This is a genomic window from Bradyrhizobium sp. ORS 278 (assembly GCF_000026145.1).
GTDB lineage: Bacteria > Pseudomonadota > Alphaproteobacteria > Rhizobiales > Xanthobacteraceae > Bradyrhizobium.
In genome coordinates this window covers 2,523,692-2,543,010 of the sequence record NC_009445.1, presented here as the reverse complement: position 1 = coordinate 2,543,010, position 19,319 = coordinate 2,523,692, and the positions used below count along the sequence as shown (strand labels likewise).

Annotated in this window: 16 protein-coding genes; 10 read left to right on the top strand and 6 right to left on the bottom strand. The window is 66.5% G+C overall.

Annotated features, from left to right (window positions below):
- Positions 1-47 precede the first annotated feature (47 nt).
- The 6 genes from BRADO_RS11170 to BRADO_RS11145 all read left to right on the top strand — a co-directional run bounded on the left by BRADO_RS11170 (position 48) and on the right by BRADO_RS11145 (position 8,281).
- Positions 48-965 carry a PepSY domain-containing protein gene (locus BRADO_RS11170; protein ID WP_041756366.1) on the top strand — a complete coding sequence of 306 codons (918 nt, stop codon included), beginning with the start codon at positions 48-50 and terminating at the stop codon, positions 963-965.
- A gap of 377 nt (positions 966-1,342) precedes the next feature.
- Entirely contained in the window at positions 1,343-2,923 is a 1,581-nt protein-coding gene (locus BRADO_RS11165) for an efflux transporter outer membrane subunit (RefSeq protein ID WP_011925425.1), read from the top strand.
- The gene (locus BRADO_RS11160; protein ID WP_041756365.1) at positions 2,923-4,038 is read left to right on the top strand and encodes an efflux RND transporter periplasmic adaptor subunit; all 1,116 of its coding nucleotides are present in this window, start codon (positions 2,923-2,925) and stop codon (positions 4,036-4,038) included. Before BRADO_RS11165 ends, BRADO_RS11160 begins: the two co-directional genes overlap by 1 nt.
- Positions 4,039-4,067: 29 nt before the next feature.
- Entirely contained in the window at positions 4,068-7,145 is a 3,078-nt protein-coding gene (locus BRADO_RS11155) for an efflux RND transporter permease subunit (protein ID WP_011925423.1), read from the top strand.
- A 113-nt stretch (positions 7,146-7,258) separates the two neighbouring features.
- Positions 7,259-7,948 (top strand): PadR family transcriptional regulator, encoded by a 690-nt coding sequence (locus tag BRADO_RS11150; RefSeq protein WP_011925422.1) that lies wholly within the window; start codon positions 7,259-7,261, stop codon positions 7,946-7,948.
- A 30-nt stretch (positions 7,949-7,978) separates the two neighbouring features.
- Positions 7,979-8,281, top strand: coding sequence for a DUF3861 family protein (locus BRADO_RS11145; RefSeq protein ID WP_011925421.1), 303 nt, complete (start codon positions 7,979-7,981; stop codon positions 8,279-8,281).
- 319 nt (positions 8,282-8,600) lie between these two features.
- On the opposite strand, the gene BRADO_RS11140 is transcribed toward BRADO_RS11145, so the two are convergent.
- Together BRADO_RS11140 and BRADO_RS11135 are read right to left on the bottom strand one after the other, a co-directional pair.
- A complete protein-coding gene (locus BRADO_RS11140; protein ID WP_011925420.1) occupies positions 8,601-9,437 on the bottom strand; it encodes a class III extradiol dioxygenase family protein in 837 nt (278 codons plus the stop codon).
- 5 nt (positions 9,438-9,442) lie between these two features.
- Positions 9,443-9,796, bottom strand: coding sequence for a protocatechuate 4,5-dioxygenase subunit alpha (locus BRADO_RS11135; protein ID WP_008966510.1), 354 nt, complete (start codon positions 9,794-9,796; stop codon positions 9,443-9,445).
- 124 nt (positions 9,797-9,920) lie between these two features.
- Between BRADO_RS11135 and BRADO_RS11130 the strand changes: the two genes are divergently transcribed.
- The gene (locus BRADO_RS11130) at positions 9,921-10,853 is read left to right on the top strand and encodes a LysR family transcriptional regulator (RefSeq protein WP_041757443.1); all 933 of its coding nucleotides are present in this window, start codon (positions 9,921-9,923) and stop codon (positions 10,851-10,853) included.
- A gap of 18 nt (positions 10,854-10,871) precedes the next feature.
- On the opposite strand, the gene BRADO_RS11125 is transcribed toward BRADO_RS11130, so the two are convergent.
- The 3 genes from BRADO_RS11125 to BRADO_RS11115 all read right to left on the bottom strand — a co-directional run bounded on the left by BRADO_RS11125 (position 10,872) and on the right by BRADO_RS11115 (position 15,252).
- Positions 10,872-13,100 carry an alkaline phosphatase family protein gene (locus BRADO_RS11125; RefSeq protein WP_041756364.1) on the bottom strand — a complete coding sequence of 743 codons (2,229 nt, stop codon included), beginning with the start codon at positions 13,098-13,100 and terminating at the stop codon, positions 10,872-10,874.
- 162 nt (positions 13,101-13,262) lie between these two features.
- On the bottom strand, positions 13,263-14,540 hold the full coding sequence (locus tag BRADO_RS11120) for an NAD(P)/FAD-dependent oxidoreductase (RefSeq protein ID WP_011925417.1): 1,278 nt from the start codon (positions 14,538-14,540) through the stop codon (positions 13,263-13,265).
- The gene (locus tag BRADO_RS11115) at positions 14,533-15,252 is read right to left on the bottom strand and encodes a dihydrofolate reductase family protein (RefSeq protein WP_011925416.1); all 720 of its coding nucleotides are present in this window, start codon (positions 15,250-15,252) and stop codon (positions 14,533-14,535) included. The genes BRADO_RS11120 and BRADO_RS11115 overlap by 8 nt, the downstream gene beginning before the upstream one ends.
- Positions 15,253-15,409: 157 nt before the next feature.
- Between BRADO_RS11115 and BRADO_RS11110 the strand changes: the two genes are divergently transcribed.
- Both BRADO_RS11110 and BRADO_RS11105 read left to right on the top strand, forming a co-directional pair.
- Positions 15,410-16,924 (top strand): alpha/beta fold hydrolase, encoded by a 1,515-nt coding sequence (locus tag BRADO_RS11110; RefSeq protein ID WP_011925415.1) that lies wholly within the window; start codon positions 15,410-15,412, stop codon positions 16,922-16,924.
- A 63-nt stretch (positions 16,925-16,987) separates the two neighbouring features.
- On the top strand, positions 16,988-17,341 hold the full coding sequence (locus tag BRADO_RS11105) for a DUF2200 domain-containing protein (protein ID WP_011925414.1): 354 nt from the start codon (positions 16,988-16,990) through the stop codon (positions 17,339-17,341).
- Between the two features lie 22 nt (positions 17,342-17,363).
- On the opposite strand, the gene BRADO_RS11100 is transcribed toward BRADO_RS11105, so the two are convergent.
- Positions 17,364-18,278, bottom strand: a complete 915-nt coding sequence (locus BRADO_RS11100; protein WP_011925413.1) for a PaaI family thioesterase — start codon at positions 18,276-18,278, stop codon at positions 17,364-17,366.
- 329 nt (positions 18,279-18,607) lie between these two features.
- On the opposite strand from BRADO_RS11100, the gene BRADO_RS11095 reads away from it, so the two are divergent.
- Positions 18,608-19,285 carry a hypothetical protein gene (locus BRADO_RS11095; RefSeq protein WP_011925412.1) on the top strand — a complete coding sequence of 226 codons (678 nt, stop codon included), beginning with the start codon at positions 18,608-18,610 and terminating at the stop codon, positions 19,283-19,285.
- Positions 19,286-19,319: the final 34 nt, after the last annotated feature.

Here is a 19,319-nt window from a genome sequence, read left to right as displayed (position 1 = left end):
GTCGATTGGCATCGCGCCATCGGCATGAAGATCATTCGGAGACAATCATGAACAAGCAGCTGCTGCTCAAACTCCACCGCTGGGTCAGCCTGACCTTCGCGCTGCCGCTGCTCGTGATCATCGTCACCGGACTGATCCTCTCCTTCGAGCCGATCGCGCAGGTGGCCGCCGTGAAGCCCGGCAGCGTCGATCCGGCCCGCGTGGTCGCGCTGATCAAGCAGTACGATCCCGACGGCAAGGCGCGTGGCCTCTCGATCAATCCGACGACCCAGCATCTCACCCTGCAGGGCCGGCCCGGTACCGAGCTCGACATGACGACCGGTGCAGCGGCCGACAAGCCCGCAGCAGCGAGCGTGTTTCAGTGGGCGCGCATGACCCATGAGCATCTGATCGGTCTCGAAGGCCTCACGACGATCTCCACCATCGGCATGATCGTCATCATGATCATCGGCATCCTCATGGGCCTGCCACGGCTGCGCAACACGCTGTCCGGCTGGCACAAGGGCGCGGCCTGGTTCACCTTGCCGCTGATCCTCCTGAGCCCGCTGACCGGCGTGCTGCTCGACGCCAGCAACGGCATGTTCGGCACGCCGCCGGGCGCTGCGAGACGAATCTCGCTGCCGGAGGCGGTCAGCATCGTTGCGAAGGATCATGATCTCGCGACCGTCAACATGATCGGCAATCGCGGCGGCCGAATGCTGGCGCGAATGATCGAGGGCGACGAACTGCGCGCCTATGCGATCACGCCGGACGGTCTTTCCGCGCTTCCGCGCAACTGGGTGCGGCTGCTGCACGAAGGCAACTGGTCGCTGATCGGCAGCGCCGCCAACGTGCTGATCTCGGTGGTCCTGCTGACGCTCTTGCTGACGGGCGTGCTGATCTGGACCCAACGCCGGCTGCGCCGCCCCAACCGGGCACGCGAGGTTCCGACGAAGCCCGCCGTCGCTTCCTCGATGACGTCCTGATCTCCGCGCGCCTTGCGCGCGCCCGCCGGTCAATCCTTCAGCATCTTCACCACGGCCATTCCGGGCGAGGCCATCGGTCTTGAACCGGAAGAGCCGCGACGTCGCGTCGCTTCCCTCCCTCCACGCCCAGCCGTTGCGCGCCAGCATCCGCCGGTCTGCTGATCGGCCGTAAGAGCGCCGTGCCGTGGCGACGCATCGCGCCTGAGATCTAAAAATCAGATGATCATCAGCTCGGTCGTACCCGCAGCGACCGGCGGCGGCAAGGCGTGTCGCGTCCACAACAGAGATCGCGCAGCATCGGCCCTGTCATCAACGTGACTTGACGACTCCCGGAGCGGCGAGCATCGTCCAGGCACAAAACGAAACGGTTTAGTTTTATGTCTGATCATGTCGAAATGTTTCACGCCGGCTTGCGGTGGGGCGCGGTGCGGCGCGCGACGTTGCTGCCCATCAGCCTGATCGGTTGCGGCGTCCTGCTTGCATCATGCGCCGTCGGCCCGGATTTCCTGTCACCCGATGCGCCCGCATCGGCCGGCTACGTCCGCGAGCAGCGCCTCGCTGCAACCGCCGGCGCCGCAACGCTGGGCGGTGATGCGCAGAGCTTCGCAGCAGGCGGCGACCTGCCTGCCGTCTGGTGGTCGCTGTTTCACTCGCGGCAGATCAACGCTTTCGTCACCGAGGCGATTCGCAATCATCCGGACATCGAGGCCGCGCAATTGGCGCTGCGCGCAGCGCGCGAGAACGCGCTGTCCCAACAGGGCGCGCTGTTTCCGCAGGTGAGCGCGAGTGGATCGGCCGAGCGCACCCAGGGATCCACCACCCAGCAGGGATATTGGCCGGGTCAGACGTCGCTGTATACGCTCTATGGCGCCTCGGTCAGCGTCAGCTATGCGCTGGATATCTGGGGCGGCACACGGCGTCAGGTCGAGGCGCTGCAGGCGCAGGCCGACTACCAGGCCTTCCGGATGGAGGCGACGTATCTGTCGCTCACCGCCAATGTCGTGACGGCCGCGATCACCGATGCCTCGCTGCGCGACCAAATCGCGGCGACCGAGGAGATCATCAAGGCCGAGACCGATCAGCTCGGCCGCATCCAGCGCCAGTTCGACGTCGGCGCCATCTCCAGATCCGACGTGCTGTCGCAGGAGGCGACCTTGGCGCAGGCCAAGGCCACGCTCGCTCCGTTGCAGAAACAATTGGCGCAGCAGCGCAACCAGCTGATGGCCTATCTCGGCCGGCTGCCGTCTCAGGACCGCGGCGAGCATGTGACGCTTGCGGAGCTGAGACTGCCGCGCAAGCTGCCGGTCTCCCTGCCCTCCTCGCTGGTGCGCCAGCGTCCCGACATCCGCCAGGCCGAGGCGACCCTGCACCAGGCCACCGCGACGGTGGGCGTGGGCATCGCCAATCTGCTGCCGCAGCTCACCTTGTCGGGCAGCTATGGCGCGAGCGGGCCGGAGCGGCTGTTCTCGCCGACGACCATCGTGTGGGAGGCGGCCTCCGGCGTCAGCCAGAAGCTGATCGACGGCGGCGCGCTGTATCACACCAAGGAGGCAGACGTTGCGACCTTCGAGCAGGATCTGTCGCTCTACAAAAGCACCGTGATCACCGCCTTCCAGAATGTCGCCGACTCGCTGCGCGCCATCCAATACGACGCCGAATCCCTGAAGGCGCAGGCGGCCGCCGAGAAGGCTACCGCCGACAGCCTCGCGATGGCGATCGAGCAATTCAAGAGCGGCGCCGTGCCCTACGCCAACGTCATCACGGCGCAGCAATCCTATCTCAACGCCCGCGTCTCCCGCATCAAGTCGCAGGCGACGCGCTTCACCGACACCGCCGCCCTGTTCCAGGCGCTCGGCGGCGGCTGGTGGAACCGCCAGGACGAGACACCGGCGGCGATGCCGCGCGCCAACCCCGGCTATTTCGCCGGCCCTACTCGCACGATCCAGGAAGCAATGTAATGAAGAAGCGCATGGTCATCATGCTGGCCGCGATGGCCGTTCTGTTCGGCGGCCTCTACGGTTTCCAGACGTTCAAGGGCATCATGATCGCCAAGGCGATCGGCGCCATGGCCAACCCGCCGCAGACGATCTCGACCGCGACGGCAGCGACTGCGCCGTGGCGCTCGAAACTCACCGCCGTCGGCTCGCTGCGTGCCGTCAACGGCGCCGACCTGGCGCTGCAGGCGTCGGGCATCGTGCAGAGCATCCAGTTCAATTCCGGCGATGCCGTCGAAGCCGGCCAGCCGCTGCTGCAGCTCGTCGCCACCGACGACGTCGCCAAGCTGCAGTCGCTGCAGGCCACCGCGGAGAACTACGCCATCGTCGTCAAGCGCGACGAGGAGCAGATCAAGTTCAACGCGGTCAGCCAGGCGACGCTGGACACCGACCGCGCCAACCTGAAGAACGCGCAGGCGCTCGTCATGCAGCAGAAGGCAATCGTCGAGCAGAAGGCATTGAAGGCGCCGTTTGCCGGCCGCCTCGGCATCCGCGCCGTCGATCTCGGCCAGTATCTCGGCGCCGGCACCACGATCGTGACCTTGCAGAGCCTCGATCCGATCTTCGTCGACTTCTATCTGCCGCAGCAGTCACTCGCCGACATCAGGATCGGCCAGGACGTCGGCATCTCAGTTGATGCCTTTCCCGGCGAGCGCTTCACCGGGCAGATCTCCGCGATCAACGCCAAAGTGGATTCTACCAGCCGCAACGTCCAGGTCCGCGCCACCCTGCACAATGCCAGCGCGCGCCTGCTGCCGGGTATGTTCGCCAAGGTCGAGATCGGCATCGGCCAGCCGGAGCAGCTCGTCACCCTGCCGCTCACCGCCGTCGTCAGCAATCCCTATGGCGATCTCGTCTACGTCGTCGATGATCTCAAAAACGGACAAGGCAAGGCGCGGCAGATGTTCATCAAGAGCAAGCCGGCCAAGGGCGATCGCGTCGCCATCACCGAGGGCGTCAAGCCGGGCGAGACCGTGGTGATCGCCGGACAGATCAAGCTGCGCAATGGCAGTCCCGTGAAGATCGATAACTCGCACGTGCCCGCGGCGGAAGCTGCGCCAAACGTCGTCGATCAGTAACCGCGCAAGCCCCACGTTCAGAGCTACCCATGCGTTTCACAGACATCTTCATCCGCCGGCCGGTGCTGGCGCTCGTGGTCAGCGCGCTGATCCTCGTGCTCGGCCTGCGCTCGATGACCACGCTCGCCATCCTGCAATATCCCCGCACGCAGAACGCCATCGTCACGGTTAGCACCGCCTATGCCGGCGCCGACAGCGACATCATCGCCGGCTTCATCACGACGTCCCTGGAGAACGCGATCGCCCAGGCCAACGGCATCGACTACATGACCTCGACCAGCGTGACTGGCAGCAGCACCATCACCGTCAACTTGCGGCTGAACTACGATTCCGGCAAGGCGATGACCGAGATAAACGCCAAGGTGAACTCGGTGCTGAACCAGCTGCCGACCGGCACGCAGCAGCCGACGCTCACCCTGAAGGTCGGCCAGACCATCGATGCGATGTATATCGGTTTCGCCAGCGAGGTGCTGGCGCCGAACCAGATCACCGACTACCTCACCCGCGTGGTGCAGCCGAAGCTGCAGGCCGTCTCCGGCGTGCAGACCGCCGAGCTGCTCGGCGCCAAGAAATTCGCGCTGCGCGCCTGGCTCGATCCGGACAAGCTCGCCGCCTACGGTCTGACCGCGACAGACGTATCGACGGCGCTGTCGGGCAACGACTACATCTCCGGTCTCGGCACCACCAAGGGTCGCCTGGTGCAGGTCGATCTTGCCGCCGCAACCAACCTGCATTCGCTGGAGCAGTACCGCAATCTCGTCATCAAGCAGGTCAATGGCGCGATCATCCGACTGCGAGACGTGGCCAATGTCACGCTCGGCAACGATGACTACGACAGCGCCACACGTTTCAACGGCAAGACCGCCGTCTATATCGGCATCCAGGTGGCGCCGACCGCCAATTTGCTCGATGTCATCAACGGCGTGAAGGCAGTCCTGCCGGACCTGCAGCGCCAACTGCCGAATGGCATCACCAGCGAGGTTCTCTACGACTCCACCGACTTCGTGAACTCCTCGATCGACGAGGTGGTCCACACGCTGGTGGAAGCGATAGCCATCGTGATCTTCGTCGTGTTCATGTTCCTCGGGTCATGGCGCTCGGTGCTGATCCCGGTGATCGCGATCCCGCTGTCCCTGATCGGCACCTTCGGCCTGATGCTGCTGATGGGGTTCTCGATCAATCTCTTGACCCTGCTGGCGCTGGTGCTGGCGATCGGCCTCGTCGTCGACGACGCCATCATCGTCGTCGAGGCGGTGCACCGGCTGATCGACGAGGGCGTCTCGCCGGTCGAGGCGGCGATCCAGTCGGCCCGATCGCTGGCGAGCCCGATCATCGCCATGACCGTGGTTCTGATCGCGGTCTACGTGCCCGTCGGCTTCCAGGGCGGCCTCACCGGCGCACTGTTCACCGAGTTCGCCTTCACCCTCGCCGGCGCCGTCACGGTCTCGGCGGTGATCGCGCTGACTCTGTCGCCGATGAACTGCGCCTGGCTGCTGCGCCGGACCGCGCGCGACGCCACCACCATCGAGGCGCGCCTCGTCCGCACCATCGATCACGTGCTCGAACGGCTCTCCGATGGCTATCGCCGCGGCCTCGAGAGCGTCTTTACTACCAAACCTGTCGTCGTGGTGTTCGCGCTCTCGCTGCTGGCGATGATCCCCTGGCTCTATGTCAGCTCGACCAGCGAACTCGCGCCCGACGAGGACCAGGGCATCGTGCTGTCGCTGACCAACTCCGCGCCCTCGGCCACGCTCGAGCAGCGCGAGTTCTACGGCCAGCAGCTGTTCGGCCTGATCGCGCAGCGTCCGGAGACCCGCACCGTGTTCCAGATCGACACCCCGACGCAGGCGATCGGCGGCTGGGTGCTGAAACCCTGGGATCAGCGCAAGGCGACGACCAAGACCCTGCAGCCGGAATTCCAGCAGATGCTGAACGGCATCGCCGGGGCGCGCTCCGTGGCGTTCCAGCCCGCACCGCTGCCAGGCAGCAACGGCCTGCCGGTCCAATTCGTGATCGGCACCACCGGATCGTTCTCCGAGCTCAACGACGTCTCGCGCGACTTCATGGCCAAGGCGCTGGCGAGCGGCAGGTTCATCTTCCTCGATACCGACCTGAAGATCGACAAGCCGCAGACCACCGTCGTGTTCGACCGCGACAAGGCCGCCGATCTCGGCCTGAAGATGAGCGATCTCGGCGCCGCGCTCGCGACCATGCTCGGCGGCAACTATCTGGATTATTTCAGCCTGGAGGGCCGCTCCTACAAGGTGATCCCGCAGGTTCGCCAAAATGACCGCCTCACCGACAATCAGCTGCTCGACTATTCGATCCGCACCAGCGGCAACGCGATGGTGCCGCTGTCGACGGTGGCCCGGCTCGAGCACAAGACGATTCCGGAATCGATCAACCACTTCCAGCAGATCAACGCCGCGACGATCTCGGGCGTGGCGATGCCGGGCGTGGCGATGGGCGATGCGCTCGCCAGCCTGAAGCAGCTCGCGACGTCGCTGCCATCCGGCTACTCGATCGATTATGGCGGCGCCTCGCGGCAGCTCGAACAGGAATCCGGCGGCTTCGTCACCACCTTCGTGTTCGCGCTCATCATCATTTTCCTGGCGCTCGCCGCGCTGTTCAACAGCTTCGTCGACCCGATCATCATCCTGGTCTCGGTGCCGATGTCACTGGCGGGCGCGCTGATCTTCATCAACCTCGGTCTGGGCGGCGCCAGCATCAACATCTACACCCAGGTCGGCCTCGTCACCCTGATGGGCCTCGTCAGCAAGCATGGCATCCTGATGGTCGAGGTCGCGAACGAGCTGCGCGAGCACGGCAAGGACCGCACCGAGGCAATCATCGAGGCCGCCACCATCCGGTTGCGGCCGATCCTGATGACGACGGCGGCCATGGTGCTCGGCGTCATCCCGCTGATCACCGCCAGCGGCGCCGGGGCGGTGTCGCGCTTCAACATGGGCCTGGTGATCGCCACCGGATTGGCCATTGGCACCCTGTTCACGCTGTTCGTGGTCCCCGTCGCCTACACCCTAATTGCCCATCGCGGGACGGCGCATGAGACGGCGGCTCTCGGAGGCGAGGCCACGGCAACGTCCTGATGTGCCCATAAAATCAATGGCTTGATGGGAGAATCGGCAAGTCACATCAATCGCCATTGACAAACGAAACACTAAAACGATATATCATTCGTACGAAACGGAGATCATATCGTATGAGACATCATCATTGGAATTTCGGCCCCTCCCACCGGGACGACGAGCGGCAGGAGCGCGGCTGGGGCCGTCGCGGACGGCATGAGCGGCACGGCTTCGACGAGGCCGGCGAGGAGATGCGCATGGGCGGGCGCGGCGGCGGCTTCGGCCCGCGTGCGGCCGGCCTGTTCGAGCGCGGCCGGCGTGGCGGCCGCGAGGAGTTCGGGCGTGGCGGCGGCGGCCGCTTCTTCGGCCCGGGCGATCTGCGCAGCCTGCTGCTGTGGCTGATCGGCGAGAAACCGCGTCACGGCTATGAGCTGATCAAGGCGGTCGAGCAGCTGGTCGGCGGCGCCTATTCGCCGAGCCCCGGCTCGGTCTACCCGATCCTCAATCTGCTCGAGGACATGGGCCAGATCGAAGCCGCGTCGTCGGAAGGCGGCAAGAAGCTGTTCGCGATCACTGACGCCGGACGCCAGGCCTTGAAGGACGATGCCGCCGCGATCGAGGGGCTGCTCAGCCGCCTGCGCATCATGGCGCGCTCGATGGGCGGCATGCATCCGCCGGAGCCGGTGCTGCAGGCGGTGCAGACGCTGAAGATGGCACTGAAGATGCATCGCCCTGGCTGGAGCGAGGCGGAAGGCCAGCGCGTCAGCGGCATCCTGATGCGCGCCATCGCCGAGATCCAGGGCGACGACGACTCCGCCACCTGATCACGCCCGTTTGTTGCAAGGAGCGACGAGATGCCTCACACCTATGCGATCGAAGTCAGCGACATCGGTCCGCGCGCCGACGGCGGCGCCGGCCCGACCTATGACTTCACCATCACCAGCCACGACGATCTCAACGAGATCGTCGCCCGCGTCCAGCGCCGCGGCCTGTTCGACCCGAACGAGAGCAAGGCCTTCGTCACCGGGCTGAAGCTGCTCGGCGGCGTCCTGCTGAAACACCGCGGCGAGCCGCTGTTCGCCGAGCTCGGTCCGGCGTTCCGAGAGTTCATGAAAAAGCTGAAGTCGGGCGCGCAGGCGCCGCAGGCGGAGGCTTAGCTGCGCCTCACAATCGCGCGAGCCTTGCGTCACAAAGACGCTGCGCTCCCTCTCCCCGTTCTTCACGGAAAGAGGGTCGGGTTCGGGGGCGGACGCACGGGTCGTGTCAGTCAAGGCAGTGCAACTGATAGCAACGTCCCTCGATAGCTTCCGCGGTATGGGTCCCGGCGTTCGCCGGGACGACACCTTTTATATCGCGCGGTCGCGCCAAGCCCTCCGCTGTCGTCCCGGCCTTGAGCCGGGACCCATACCGCGTGATGGTCATTGGCGGAACAGCTCGCTGTAATCGCCATCCAGAAAACAAATCCTGGAGCAGCCGTTACACCGGCTCCAGCACCATCAATCCGGTCGCCGTGTTGGAGATCGGAATGTGATAGTTCGCATGCTCCTTGCGGACCTTCTCCGGCAGCGCGCCGCGCGCGACCATCCAGTTGAGCAGCTCGACGCCCTGCGTGCCCGACAGCTCGACGAGCTCGGTCGTGGAGTACTTCGTCGCCCAGGCCGGGTCGTCGACCATGCTGGCCATGAATTTCTCGTCGAAGTCCTTGTTGATGAATCCCGCCCGCTCGCCGTCGAGCTGATGCGACAGGCCGCCGGTGCCCATCACCACCACGCGCTCGTCCTTCGGCCAGGACTCGATCGCGCGCGCCAGCGCCTGTCCGAGCTTGTAGCAGCGCGCGGCCGAGGGCAGCGGCGCCTGCACGGTGTTGACGACCACCGGCACCACGCGTACCGGCCATTTCTGGTCCGGCCAGCACAGCGCCATCGGCAAGGTGAAGGCGTGATCGACGACCATCTCCTGGCAGGTGGTGAGGTCGAAATCCTCTCCCACCAGATGCTCGATCAGGTGCCAGGACAATTCGCTGTCGCCCTTGAACGGCGCGGTCTGCGGAATGCCCCAGCCCTCGTCGGCATTGCTGTAGCTCTCGCAGGCGCCGATCGCAAAGGTCGGCATCTTGTCGAGGAAGAAATTGAGGCCGTGATCGTTGTAAACGAGCACGACGACATCCGGCTTCACCTTGGCGAGCCAGTCGCGGACGTGCGGAAAGCCGTCGAAGAACGGCTTCCAATACGGATCCTGCTGCAGCCCCTTGGCGATCGCGCCGCCGATGGCCGGAACGTGAGACGTGGTGATGCTGCCGACGATCTTTGCCATGATGCTTACCCCCTCGCCGCCAGAAGCTTGGCCTTGAACTGATCCTTGGTGAGTCCGGTCTGCTGCGCGCCGATGTCCTGCATGTCCAGGCCGAAGATGCCGGCGAACTTGGCGAGGTAATAGGCGTTGCCGCCGGCCTCGATCAGCGCGAGCACGTTGCGGCTCTTGATCGCGGCGCGCTGCTGGTCGTTGAGACCATACTTGCTGCAATAGCCGTCCTCGTCGGCGACGAAGGCCTTGCGGTTGGCGGCGTCGTTGAACGAGTAGCACATCTTGTTGAGCGCATAGCCCTTGCGGGCCTGCTCGCCGTCGAAGATTGTGGTGCCGGGCACAGGCTGCCGGGCCGATGTGGCGGACATTGGGTCCCTCCCCTGAAAGCGTTCTGACGGGCCGCGTTTGATCTGGATCAAACGCGGCGTGGTCCGTGCCCGCCAGTATCGTCAGGAGACACCGCCGATCAAGGCCATCAGGCCGATCCGATCCATGAGCCAATTCGATCATTTGGACCTCGACGGCCACCTGCTGCAGCTGCTGCTCGCCGTGATCGAGGAGGGCTCGGTGACGCGCGCCGCGCATCGGCTCGGCGTGACGCAATCGGCCGTCAGCCATCTGCTGGACAAGCTGCGCGCCATCACCGGCGATCCGCTGTTCGTGAAATCGGGCCGCGGCATCGTCCCGACGGCGCATGCGCAGCTGCTCGCCTTGCGCGCCCGAGCGCTGCTCGACGACCTCCGCAGCTTCTCGCATGCCGCCGCCTTCGAACCGGCCAAGATCTCCGCGCAGGTCACGATCGCCGCCAACGATCTGCAGCGCGATCTGCTGCTGCCGTCCCTGCTGCGCTATGCGCGCGCGCAAGCGCCCGGTCTCAGCCTGCGCGTGATCCAATCAGGCGCGCCGACACCGGAGATGCTGCGTGAGGAGCACTGCCAGCTCATGATCACGCCGCGCCCGCCCGAGGGCAGCGACATCATGCAGAAGCGGCTGTTCGAGGACAGCTACCGCGTGTTCTACGATGCCAGCCAGCGCGAGCCGCCGCGCAGCCTGGACGAGTATCTCGCAAGCGATCATGTTACCGTCGTCTATGAGCCGCGCCGCCGGCTCGACATCGATGAGGTGCTGGCCGAGCGCGGCCTCGTCAGGCGCTTCGTCGCGCAGGTTCCGGGCTTCGGCGGCATCGGCCCATTCCTGCGCGGCAGCCGCATCATCGCGACGTTGCCGGGTCTGCTGCGCGCCTACATGCTGCGCGGCCTCGCCATCGCTCCGGTGCCGGTCCCCTGCCCCGTCATGCCGATGTACATGGTCTGGCACCTGCGCCACCACGACGATCCTCTGCACCGCTGGCTGCGCCAGCAGCTCGAGATCGTGGCCGCGCCGAGCCTCGCCGCGGCGGCCGAGCACATGCCGGCCGTCGCGTAGTCGTTCAGTCTGCGCAGCTCAGCGCAGGATCTTGTGCAGCACCTCGCCATCGACCTGCTGCGGCTTGACGCCGAGGATCCGCATGATGGTCGGCGCCACGTCGATGTTGCGCATCCGCCGGATCGTCGTTCCCTCGCGAATGTCGGGACCAGCGGCGATGAAGGTCGCGCTCATCTCGGCGATCTCCGGATCGTGGCCGTGGGCGCCGTAGAAGTTCGGCATCGACAGCGTCGTCGTGGTCGCGTTGAACGGCGCGTCGCCGAGGCGGGCTATGCCGGGGTTCTGGATGCCGTCGAAATTATAGCCGGGCGCCATCAGCGCGAACACGTCGCCGAAGTCCTGGCCGATGGTCTTGCTGGTGCAGAGCCCCGTGCCGGCGTCGCATTGCAGCGGCCGGCTCTCGACCACCGTGAACAGGCGGCCGTCCTTGAGCGAGGTGTTGAACTTCGGATTGGGATCGACGGCATTCTTCACGGCATTGGCGACCTGCGTCACCAGCGCATTGTAGCTCGCCGGATCGACAGTGCCGCCCGCCTCGCGGTTCTGCAGGTTGACGTAGATGTTGACTGCGGGGCCCGAGGTGCGGATCGCCAGTTTGGTGGTGTCGATGCCGGCGTTGCGCAGGATGTTGAGCATGCTCACCGAGGTGTGGAACGGCGCGAAGCCGTGATCCGACACCACGATGACGTTGCTGTCACGGCCCGCGGTGTCGCTGATCCGCTTCACCGCCTTGTCGGCCGCCTGATACGCCGCCTTGATGTAGGACGCGTAGCGCGCGACCTTGGCTGGGTCTTGGCCGGCGCCGATCGAGTTCGGATCCTTGGGGTTGGTGCCCTGGCGCGGATCGGTCAGCAGGAACTGGTGCTCGGAGCCGTCGGGCTGCTCGATATAGATCATCACGAGATCAGCATCCGAATGCTTGCGGATGGCGCGCTCGCCGATCGCCGCCTGGTAGCGCACGAAGGTTTTGACCATGTCCTCGAACATGGCCTCGATCTCGACGTCCGGGAAGCTGGTGAAGCCCGGGCTCAGCCGCTCGGGGACGCGGTAATCGGCCTGCGGGCGCCAAAAGCCGATATTGTTGTTGATGTCGTCGACATCGGCCAGCACGGGCGCGTTGCGCGGGATGTAGTTGGCGCCGTAGCGGGCGAAGCGCACGGTCGAGAGATCAGGCGCCAGCGCGGAGACGAAATAGGCCGTGCCGACCTTGGCGCCGCTGCCCTCGAAGAAGAATGGAGCATTCTCGCCGCCGATCTTGGCGAAAGCGGGTCCCGTGGATGGCGCCTGGAACGGCCCCGCGGTGATGCCGCGGGTCGTATCGAAGAACACCAGCGTGTCGTAGTTCACCTGACCGTCATTGCTGGTGTCGATCGCGGCGACGCGGATCGCGTATTTCAGGTCGAGCGTCGCGGCACTGGTACAAGTCGCGGGCGCCGCGGAGGCGCAGGAGAAGGTCTCGATCGGCGCCGCCGTGACGAGCACCGGGCTGTAGGACGAATGGCCCGCCGACTGCAGCGCCGCGATCACGGCCGGATCCGTCACGAAGTCGCTGCGCGTCAGCGAAAAGCCTTGCGCCGACAGGCCGCCGAAGGCGCCGAACGGAACGGTGTAGTCGGTGATACGGGTCGGCTGCGCCGGCTGCACCACGGTATTGTTGATCGAGATGTCGGCGCCGTCGCCGCCCGGCCAGGTCGCGGTGACCACCTTCTTGCCGTGCTGGCGCAGTTGCACCCACAAGGGCGCCGCGGTCGGCTGCGGGCTCGGCCCGAGCGGGCTCAGCCGGTAGCCGCCGATCGGCGCGGCGAAACCGCTGATGCTGGAGGTGATCGGCGCCACGATCGCCTGAAACGTGTTCGACGGAATGTCGTTGTGAACCGCCGTGGAGCCGGTGGCGATCTCGACATGCGACACCGCCGTCAGTGATGGCGACGCCGTCACATTCTGCTTCGCGACCGCGCCGCGGCGGCTCAGCCGGGCCAGCCCGCCGTCGCGCGGCAGCACGCCCTGCTCAATGAATTTCTCGATGAAGTCGGGCTTGGCGCCGTCGAGCGAGATCAGCACCACGCGCGGCGATCGGCGGCCGCGCCGATCGTGATCGCGGTCGCGATCATGGTCGTCATCGCGGTCGTGATAGGAGCGATCGCCATTCGCATCGCGATCATCGGCGTGCACAGGCACCGCGAAAGCCGCAAGCAGGACCGCGAGCGCCGCGCTCGACAGCGCCCGGTGAAAATTCCTCGACCGCATCAGATGCCCCCATCGCTGCGCAACCTGCGCGCTCATTCTTGAAACGGGAGTATCGACTACCGGGCTTGGCTGACGCGCATGTGACGCGCGCGCGACAGATATGACGATCTCGCGACAGATGACGTGTGAACGCGCGACGTCACGCGTCCGCCGCGGAGGCGATCACCTTGCGAGGATGAGCTGCGCCGTCTGTTGACCGCTCGCCAGCGCCGCTTCCACCGTGCCCATGTCACGGCCGCGATACAGCGCCTCGCCGGAGATCAGCACCGGCCCGCCATCCCGGCGCGCAAGCAGGTCCTGGGCGCCTCGCGTGGCGAGCGTTGCGTAGGAATAGGCGCCGCGCGCAAACGGGTCCCTTGCCCAGTCGGTGACATGCGCCGCGGTGAGCTCCTGCCGGAGCACGGTCACCGGCTTGGCGAAGATATCAGCAAGCGCGACGAGCCCGGCCTCGACCAGCGCTTGGTCGTCGAGCGCCGCGAAGCCGTCGGTGGCTGGGCCGGCGAGCCAGCCGGTCAGCACGGCGTGATCGTCTGGATGCTGCGTCCACCACACCGGCACGATCGCATCCGACAGCACGAACAGCACGTCCGACAGATCGCGTGCCTCCATCGCCGTCCACCAGCGCCGCTCGAAGCGCAGCAGCAGCTTGATGACGTTGCCGAAGCCGATATCGGCGCTGGCCGCAACCTGGGCCCGCATCGCCGGCGGCAGCGCGATGGACGATAACAACGGCAGCGGCACCGTCAAAATGACCATGTCAGCGCGATGTGTCCGGCCGTCAGCACAGCGGACGAGCGCTCCGCAGTCCCCGCTCTCGATCGCCGTCACGACCGCCTCGAACGCAAACGTCACGCCGCGCGCACGGCATTCGGCGACGAGATGGTCCAGCAGCACGCCATAACCGCCGACGATACGCGCCTGCCCGCCGCGCTCGCCCCCCATCCACTCCTCGCGCAGCGCGAACACGCTGGCGCGATCGGGATCGGCGGCATCATATCCCTTGACCATGCCGAGCACGGAGTCGCGCAAGGCCGCGAACTCGGCGCCGGCGAAATGGCGATCGAGCAGCGCCGTCACCGTGAGATCCGCATCGAGCTCTGCCAGCACCCGATACAGCTGCTCCATCTGCCGGTCGGCGGGATCCCGCCGCGAGAACACGCCGTTGTCGACATGCCATCGCTCGCCTGCGATCGACTGCGCGGCGAGCCCGGCCTCAGCCAGCAGCCCGCGGGTGACCGGCGCGTCGCCATGAATGAACTCGGCGCCCGCCTCTGCCCTGTATCCGAAGGCGCGCTCGCTCAGCGGATGGATCCGGCCGCCGCAGCGGTCGCGCGCCTCGAGCAGCGTCACCGTGCGGCCGGCGCGCGACAGCTCGCGCGCGGCCATCAGTCCCGCAGCGCCGGCGCCGACGATGATGACGTGATCGCTTCGCTCATCCATGGCTGGCCTGGGCCGGCACGGCGGCGGCGTTGGTGAGCTTGTAACGCAGCCACAGCGCCCCGCCTTCCAGCGCCGTCGTGCTTTCCAGCGACATCGCCGTCACAGGCGCGCGCTGGTCGGATTCGGCCTCCGAGGAATCGAACACCATCGGCGCGCCCTTCGCGCCGTCCACGGCCGGACACAGCACGAGGTTGAGCTCGTCGACCAGCCCGGCGCGCAGGAACGTGCCGTTGACATGGCCGCCCCCTTCGAGCAGCAGACGCTTGACGCCGAGCTCGCGCGAGAGGATGTCGAGGACGCGCGGCAGGTCGATCGAGGTTGCGCCGGCGAAGATGTAGGAGACGCCCTCGCTGCGCAGACCTGCGAGATGGGCATCCGAAACGGCTTCGGTGAGCACGACGACGATCGGATCGCCGCCGATGTCCGAACGTCCCCAGCAGATCTTGCCCTGGCCGTCGAGCACCACGCCATAGGCCTTGGCCTCGCGCCTCGCGATCCAGTTCTCGCGCGGAAAGCGTTCGGTCGTCGTCGCGGGATAGGTCGTGCCCTTGGCGAATTCCTGGCCGGTGACGCGGCCGATCAGCCAGGCATCGCCGCCGAGCTTCTCGTGGACCTGCTCGAACAGGTCGCCCGAGCCCTTCGGCCGCCAGCGGCTCGGCCAGGTCCGGCCATCGACGCTCGAGGCCATCAGGCAGATCACCTCCGGTTTCATGCATCCTCCTTGCCGTTTGACGGCCCACCGAACAGGGCCGCCGCGGCGTTGTCAACGAAGCGGCGTGGGTTTCGTTCGATGCCGCCATGCCGCCGGTCGACCGGCGACTGTTACGGCGCGCATCCCTGCGCTAGGGTCGGCGGGAACGGAGCAGGTCATGGAGCGCGCGACGCGCAAGCCACACGCCATCGGGACACGCGGGATCGCCCTGCTTGTCGGCCTCGCGCTCTGCGTCACCGGCATCTTCTGGCTCGAAAGCGAGCGTGCGGGCGTGACCATCACGTCGCTGCAGGCCGGATCGACGCCCATGACGGTGTATCGTCGCGACGGCGCTCCGGCGTCGCCGGTCGTCGTGATCGCGCATGGCTTTGCCGGCTCGCGCCAGTTCATGGAGGCCTATGCGCTGACGTTGGCGCATGCGGGCTATCTCGCGGTCTCGTTCGACTTCGAAGGCCACGGCCGCAATCCCACGCCGATGTCCGGCGACGTCACCCGCGTCGACGGCACCACCCGCAAGCTGATGAGCGAGATCGGCCGCGTCACCGATGCCGCGCTGGCGTTGCCGGGCGCCGACGGCCGCGTGGCGCTGCTCGGGCATTCGATGGCGTCGGATATCATCGTTCGCCAGGCGCTGGCGGATCCGCGCATCGCGGCGACGGTGGCGATCTCGATGTTCTCGGAAGCGGTGACGGCCGGCGCGCCACGCAATCTGCTGATCATCACCGGCGAATGGGAAAGCGCGCTCCGCCGGGATGCGCTGCGCAACCTTCGGCTCGCGGATCCCGCTGCGCATGAAGGCGACACGGTCGGTGATCCCGCAACTGGCGGCGGACGCCGCGCCGTGGTGGCGCCGGGCGTCGAGCATGTCAGCGTGCTGTATTCGACGACGGGGATGCGCGAGGCACGCGACTGGCTCGACCGGGTCTTCGGTCGTACGAGCAGCGGTCCCGTGGCTGCGACCGGCGGCGCCATCGCACTGCTGCTCGCCGGCATCGTGCTGCTGGCCTGGCCGCTGGCCGCGCTGCTGCCGGCAAGCGATGCATCACCAGCGCCGATCGCCTTGCGCAGCCTCGCCATGGCGACCGTGGTGCCGGCGGTGGTGACGCCGATCGTGCTGCGGTTCGTCAATACGCGCTTCCTGCCGGTGCTCGTCGCGGACTATCTCGCCGTGCATCTGTTCGTCTATGGCGTGCTGTCTCTCACCATGCTGCGCCTGATGGGCGTCCGCTTCGGCCGCGTGGCGTGGCTTGCGGCGCTCGCGCTCGCCGCCTATGGCATCGCCATCTTTGGCGGCGCGCTCGATCGCTATGTCGCATCGTTCATGCCGATCCCCGCCCGCCTGCCGATCATCGCGGCGATCGCCGTGGGTGCCGTGCCCGCCATGCTGGCCGACAGCATCGCCAACCAGGGCGGCCATGCAGCGCTGTGGCGGACATTGTGGATCCGCACCGCCTTTCTGGCTTCGCTCGGCGGCGCGGTCGCACTCGATCTCAGGCGGCTGTTCTTCCTGCTGATCATCATCCCGGTCATCGTGCTGTTCTTCATCGTGTTCGGACTGATCGGCGGCTGCGTCGGCCGCAGGACCGGCTCACCGATGGCCGAAGGCATCGGCCTCGGCCTGATCCTGGCCTGGGCGATCGGGGTGTCGTTTCCGATGTTCCTGCCAGCCTAGCGCTCCGCTTCGATCTGCATGCGCGGTCTGCGGTGTGATATCATCGTCGGAGAGGAGATGCTGATGGCGAAACACCGCATCACCACGGCGAGCTTCGCGAGCGTGTACCCGCTCTACGTCGCCAAGGGCGAGAAGAAGGCGCGCAGCAAGGCCGAGGTCGACCAGATCATCCGCTGGCTGACCGGCTACGATCAGGCGCAGCTCGAGGCCCAATTGGAGCGGCAGACAGACGTCGAGACCTTCTTTGCGCAGGCGCCCGCCATGAACCCGGCGAGGTCACTGATCACCGGCGTCGTCTGCGGTGTCCGCGTCGAGGAGGTGAAGGAGCCGACGATGCGGGAGGTCCGCTACCTCGACAAGCTGATCGATGAGCTCGCGCGCGGCAAGGCCATGGACAAGATCCTGCGCAAGCCGTGATCGCGGGTCAAAGCGGCCGGTCTCAATCCTGCTCCTGCCCCGGCAGCTGCCGCAACATGAAGTGGCCGAACGCGGTCGCGATCGGCTTCGTGGCGTCATCCTGCCAGGCCCGCGCCTCGAAGGCGACGACGTGGCGGCCCTGCTTGACGATCGACGCGGAGGCGATGCTGTCGAGCGCGCGGCCCGAGCGCAGATAATTGATGGTGAGGCCGATCGGCTTCGGCGGCGGCACGCCCAGCTCGCGCATCACGGTGACGATCGCGGCGGTTTCGAGGAACGCGCCGGTCATGCCGCCATGGATCGCGGGCAGCACCGGATTGCCGATGATCTGCCGCGAGAACGGCATCACCAGCGTGTCGTCGTCGGCGAGGCGGATGCCGAGGCAGCGGGCGAACGGGCTATTGGCAAACAGCCCCGCGCCACCGTCCGGCGCTTCGAGCGGCGGCGGCGCGCCGGTGAAGGCCGGCCGGTCGGTCAGCATGTTGGTGCGGTTGGCGCCGATCATGAAGCAGGCCGTCGCGGTCGCGACCGGCTCGCTCTCCTCGTCCTGATAGGCGGTGGCGCGGACGAAGGCGATCGAGCGGGTGACGCGAAAGCACACCGCATGCGCCTTGATGTCGAGCCCGGGCGTCGCCGGCTTCTGGTAGTCGATGCGCAGATCCAGGGTGGTGATGGCGCTCGTGCCGTCGAGCGCGAGCTGCACCGCCATGCCGCAGCTCTCGTCGAGCATCGCCGTGACGACGCCGCCATGGATCACGCCGGTGTCGCTGTCACCGACGAACACGTCGCGATAAGGCAAGATCGACCACGCCTCGCCCGGAGCGAAGCGCTCCATCGTGAGGCCGCTGATATGGCCATAGACCGAGCGGCGATGCCGGATCGCCTCGGCAAGCTGTTCGAATGGCGGAGGAGCCGCGTTGTTCGGGGTATCGGACATGGCTGCGATTTAGATCATGATCGGCGTAGCGTGCGAAGTGCTTTTCCGGAGGGTGAGGCGCGCATGCGAAGAGCAGCCTCGTCTCGCAAGACACAGTGAGGAGAGCCGGAGAGCCGCAGCCTACGACGCCATTCCGATCGACAACCTTCAGATGCAATCAAGAACGACAGCACCTTGAAGCGGCCCGCTTTGTAGTTCAGCGCCGATGCCGTCGCACGCTCGCCCCGCAAATCTACGTGGCTCGAATGTCGCGCGGACGCGGCGCGCTTAGAACATTAGCAACCTTAATATGGTCATAATGGTCTCAATCGAATCTCGGAGACCCGCCGATGCACAAATCCACCAAGACGCCGGACGTCCCGCCGAAGAGCGGCACGGCCTCCCTCCGTATCGCCATGAGCCTGGCGCTCGCCGCGAGCGCCGGCGTGATCTGGTGGAGCGGCGGCGGCGCCCAGAGCCTGTCGTTCTCGATGGAGCGTTCGCCTTCGCTCGAGACCCGCGTCGCCGCACTGACCTCTGAGCTCAACCAGCTCAAGACGGAAACCGCGCGGCTCCGCGAGCGCCAGAACGACACGTCCGGCGAGCTGATCCAGCTGCGCGCCAGCCTGACCAGTGCGGAGACTGGCCTTGCGACCTTGCGCACCGCCGCCGACGAGAGCGAAACGCGCCGTCGCGACGTGGCCGACCGGATCGAGTCCGACATCGCGCTATTGAAGCGGCAGGCCATCCGCCTGCGCACCGCCCAGGAAGACACCTCGGCTGAGCTGAGCGGGCTGCGCGCGGCCGCGGCGACCAATGAGATCGGCATCGATCAGCTGCGCTCCACCACCGGCGAGATCCGCCAGCAGGTCGCCCGCATCGAGACCGCGCGCGACGCAACGAGCTCGATCAGCCGCCCGCACAAGCATCGTGTCCGCCGCATCGCCCGCGCATCCGAAGCCGAGCCGCAGACCGTGCAGCCGTTCGCGATGCAGTGGCCCGGCGTGGTGCCGGCCGGACGCAACTGAGCCTGCTTGAACGACCGAAATGAGATCGACCGCG